Here is a 4,818-nt window from a genome sequence, read left to right on the forward strand (position 1 = left end):
AGAGGGAAGACGATATACATAAGCCTATGGGTTATTAGTACTACTCGGCTATGACATTACTGCCTTTACACCTGTAGCCTATCAACGTTGTAATCTCCAACGACCCTTTAAAGAAATCTCATCTTGTGGTGGGTTTCGCGCTTATATGCTTTCAGCGCTTATCCCTTCCGAACGTAGCTACTCTGCAGTGCTCCTGGCGGAACAACAGATACACCAGAGGTTCGTCCAACTCGGTCCTCTCGTACTAAAGTCAGATCCACTCAAATTTCTAACGCCCACAGCAGATAGAGACCGAACTGTCTCACGACGTTCTGAACCCAGCTCGCGTGCCACTTTAATGGGCGAACAGCCCAACCCTTGGGACCTTCTCCAGCCCCAGGATGTGACGAGCCGACATCGAGGTGCCAAACCCCCCCGTCGATGTGAGCTCTTGGGGGAGATCAGCCTGTTATCCCCGGAGTACCTTTTATCCTTTGAGCGATGGCCCTTCCATGCGGAACCACCGGATCACTATGCTCTACTTTCGTACCTGATCGACCTGTATGTCTCTCAGTCAAGCTCCCTTATGCCATTGCACTCTACGCACGGTTACCAAACGTGCTGAGGGAACCTTTAGAAGCCTCCGTTACTCTTTTGGAGGCGACCACCCCAGTCAAACTACCCACCACGCACTGTTCTCATTGCTGAGTTAGGCTCTAGATAAGCAAAGGGTGGTATTTCAAGGACGACTCCACAACGCCTAGCGACGCCGCTTCAATGTCTCCCACCTATCCTACACATTACTTATCCAAAGTCAATACGAAGCTATAGTAAAGGTTCACGGGGTCTTTTCGTCCCGCTGCGGGTAATCGGCATCTTCACCGATACTACAATTTCACCGAGCTCATGGCTGAGACAGTGTCCAGATCGTTGCACCATTCGTGCAGGTCGGAACTTACCCGACAAGGAATTTCGCTACCTTAGGACCGTTATAGTTACGGCCGCCGTTTACTGGGGCTTCATTTCAGATCTTCGCCGAAGCTAAACCCTCCACTTAACCTTCCAGCACCGGGCAGGTGTCAGGCCTTATACATCATCTTTCAATTTAGCAAAGCCCTGTGTTTTTGATAAACAGTCGCCTGGACCTTTTCACTGCGGCCCCACAGAGTGGGGCGACCCTTCTCCCGAAGTTACGGGTCGATTTTGCCTAGTTCCTTAGCCATGAATCTCTCGAGCACCTTAGAATTCTCATCCCAACTACCTGTGTCGGTTTACGGTACGGGTTCTTATAATCTGAAGCTTAGAGGTTTTTCTTGGAAGCCCTTAGGCACACTATCAACGCATCCGAAGACTTGTTGTACTATCACACTTCAGCTAAAGCTGCGGATTTGCCTACAGCTCTAATACCTAAATGTTTCAACGAACTATTCCGTCAGTTCGCGGTGCTTTCATCACTCCGTCACCCCATCGCAATTATAAGAAGTACAGGAATATTAACCTGTTGTCCATCGACTACTCCCTTCGGATTCGCCTTAGGTCCCGACTAACCCTCAGCTGATTAGCATCGCTGAGGAAACCTTAGTCTTTCGGTGAGGGGGTTTCTCGCCCCCTTTATCGTTACTTATGCCTACATTTTCTTTTCTATCCGCTCCAGCATACCTCACAGTACACCTTCTGCGCAAATAGAATGCTCCCCTACCACTTATATATAAATATAAATCCATAGCTTCGGTAATATGTTTATGCCCGATTATTATCCATGCAAAACCGCTCGACTAGTGAGCTGTTACGCACTCTTTAAATGAATGGCTGCTTCCAAGCCAACATCCTAGCTGTCTAAGCAGTTTCACCTCGTTAGTTCAACTTAACATATATTTGGGGACCTTAGCTGATGGTCTGGGTTCTTTCCCTCTCGGACATGGACCTTAGCACCCATGCCCTCACTGCTGAGAAACATTTTATAGCATTCGGAGTTTGTCAGGAATTGGTAGGCGGTGAAGCCCCCGCATCCAATCAGTAGCTCTACCTCTATAAAACTTTTAATCAACGCTGCACCTAAATGCATTTCGGGGAGTACGAGCTATTTCCGAGTTTGATTGGCCTTTCACCCCTACCCACAGGTCATCCAAAGACTTTTCAACGTCAACTGGTTCGGTCCTCCACTGTGTGTTACCACAGCTTCAACCTGCCCATGGGTAGATCACTCGGTTTCGCGTCTACTACTACTAACTATGGTCGCCCTATTCAGACTCGCTTTCGCTTCGGCTCCGGACCTTAAATCCTTAACCTTGCTAGCAACAGTAACTCGTAGGCTCATTATGCAAAAGGCACGCCGTCACACAGTAAATGTGCTCCGACCGCTTGTAGGCGTACGGTTTCAGGTTCTCTTTCACTCCCTTACTTAGGGTTCTTTTCACCTTTCCCTCACGGTACTAGTTCACTATCGGTCTTTCAGGAGTATTTAGCCTTACCGGATGGTCCCGGTGGATTCATACAGGATTACACGTGTCCCGCACTACTCAGGGTACTGCTATATCCTCTTCGCTTACCTATACGAGACTATCACTCTCTTTGGTTCGTCTTTCCAAACGATTCTAGTTCACTTAGATTCTAATGTCGCAGCCCTACAACCCCAATACTGCCGTAACAGCATTGGTTTGGGCTAATCCGCGTTCGCTCGCCACTACTAACGGAATCACTATTGTTTTCTCTTCCTCTGGTTACTTAGATGTTTCAGTTCACCAGGTTTGCCCCCTTGCGGGTAACATGTCTTCAACATGCTGGGTTGCCCCATTCGGAAATCTACGGATCATAAAATATGTGCTTCTCCCCGTAGCTTATCGCAGCTTATCGCGTCCTTCATCGCCTCTGAAAGCCTAGGCATCCGCCATACGCCCTTATTTAGCTTATTGTACTTTTTGCTCTAGATATTATCTAGAACGAGCTCTTTATAATTTGTTTTTATAAAAAATATTGTTGTTAAATATTATTTAACTTCTCTATCTTGATTCTTTACGATATCATTCTACCAATATGTCAATGAACGTTTTCAGATTCTAAAAATCTGATCGTGGAGAATACCGGAGTCGAACCGGTGACCTCTTGCGTGCAAGGCAAGCGCTCTAGCCAGCTGAGCTAATCCCCCATAGTCTTTTAGGTATGAGTTCTTAGTCGTGAGTTATTAGTTGTAACAACCCATACTTCTCAACTTCTAAAATTTCCTTCACTAAGTGTCTTATTGTAGTCTCGGGCAGACTCGAACTGCCGACCTCTACATTATCAGTGTAGCGCTCTAACCAGCTGAGCTACGAGACTATAAGATCTTAGTCTAATATTTTAAAATTAACAGCAAAGAGTAAAATAATTCATTTGTAACTCACCATCTTTCTCTAGAAAGGAGGTGTTCCAGCCGCACCTTCCGGTACGGCTACCTTGTTACGACTTAGCCCTAGTTACCAGTTTTACCCTAGGCCGCTCCTCTCGGTAACGAACTTCAGGCACCCCCAGCTTCCATGGCTTGACGGGCGGTGTGTACAAGGCCCGGGAACGTATTCACCGGATCATGGCTGATATCCGATTACTAGCGATTCCAGCTTCACGGAGTCGAGTTGCAGACTCCGATCCGAACTGTGATATGGTTTATAGATTCGCTCCTATTCGCATAGTGGCTGCTCATTGTCCATACCATTGTAGCACGTGTGTAGCCCAGGACGTAAGGGCCGTGATGATTTGACGTCATCCCCACCTTCCTCGCGGTTTGCACCGGCAGTCTCGCTAGAGTCCTCAGCTTGACCTGTTAGCAACTAACGATAGGGGTTGCGCTCGTTATAGGACTTAACCTGACACCTCACGGCACGAGCTGACGACAACCATGCAGCACCTTGTAAAGTGTCCGAAGAAAAATCTATCTCTAGACCTGTCACTCTACATTTAAGCCCTGGTAAGGTTCCTCGCGTATCATCGAATTAAACCACATGCTCCACCGCTTGTGCGGGCCCCCGTCAATTCCTTTGAGTTTCAATCTTGCGATCGTACTCCCCAGGTGGGACACTTATCACTTTCGCTTAGTCACTGAAGTAAACCCCAACAACTAGTGTCCATCGTTTACGGCGTGGACTACCAGGGTATCTAATCCTGTTCGCTCCCCACGCTTTCGTCCATGAGCGTCAGTATATACGTAGTAGACTGCCTTCGCAATCGGTATTCTAAGTAATATCTATGCATTTCACCGCTACACTACTTATTCTATCTACTTCCGTATAACTCAAGTCAACCAGTATCAAAGGCAGTTCCATAGTTAAGCTATGGGATTTCACCTCTGACTTAATTGACCGCCTGCGGACCCTTTAAACCCAATGATTCCGGATAACGCTTGCACCCTCCGTATTACCGCGGCTGCTGGCACGGAGTTAGCCGGTGCTTATTCTTACAGTACCGTCAAGGCCGTACACGTACGACTGTTTCTTCCTGTATAAAAGCAGTTTACAACCCATAGGGCAGTCTTCCTGCACGCGGCATGGCTGGTTCAGAGTTGCCTCCATTGACCAATATTCCTCACTGCTGCCTCCCGTAGGAGTCTGGTCCGTGTCTCAGTACCAGTGTGGGGGATAATCCTCTCAGACCCCCTACCTATCGTTGCCATGGTAAGCCGTTACCTTACCATCTAGCTAATAGGACGCATAGTCATCTTGTACCCATAAATGTTTAATTAGATAGTGATGCCACTTCCCAATATTATGGAGTATTAATCTTCATTTCTAAAGGCTATCCTCCTGTACAAGGCAGATTCTATACGCGTTACGCACCCGTTCGCCGGTCGTCAGCAAAAAAGCAAGCTTT

General features: G+C 47.4%; 2 tRNA genes and 2 rRNA genes. All 4 read right to left on the reverse strand.

The annotated features are described in order from the left end of the window. Nucleotides 1–14: 14 nt before the first annotated feature. Nucleotides 15–2,891 (reverse strand): 23S ribosomal RNA (locus MHN29_RS18200). A 159-nt stretch (nucleotides 2,892–3,050) separates the two neighbouring features. After that, nucleotides 3,051–3,124: transfer RNA gene (locus MHN29_RS18205), tRNA-Ala, on the reverse strand. 96 nt (nucleotides 3,125–3,220) lie between these two features. Next, a tRNA-Ile gene (locus MHN29_RS18210) sits at nucleotides 3,221–3,294 on the reverse strand. A gap of 78 nt (nucleotides 3,295–3,372) precedes the next feature. Then, nucleotides 3,373–4,818 (reverse strand): 16S ribosomal RNA (locus MHN29_RS18215); the annotation flags it as partial.

The sequence above is a fragment of the Tenacibaculum sp. Cn5-46 genome, from assembly GCF_022347705.1.
GTDB lineage: Bacteria > Bacteroidota > Bacteroidia > Flavobacteriales > Flavobacteriaceae > Polaribacter > Polaribacter aiptasiae.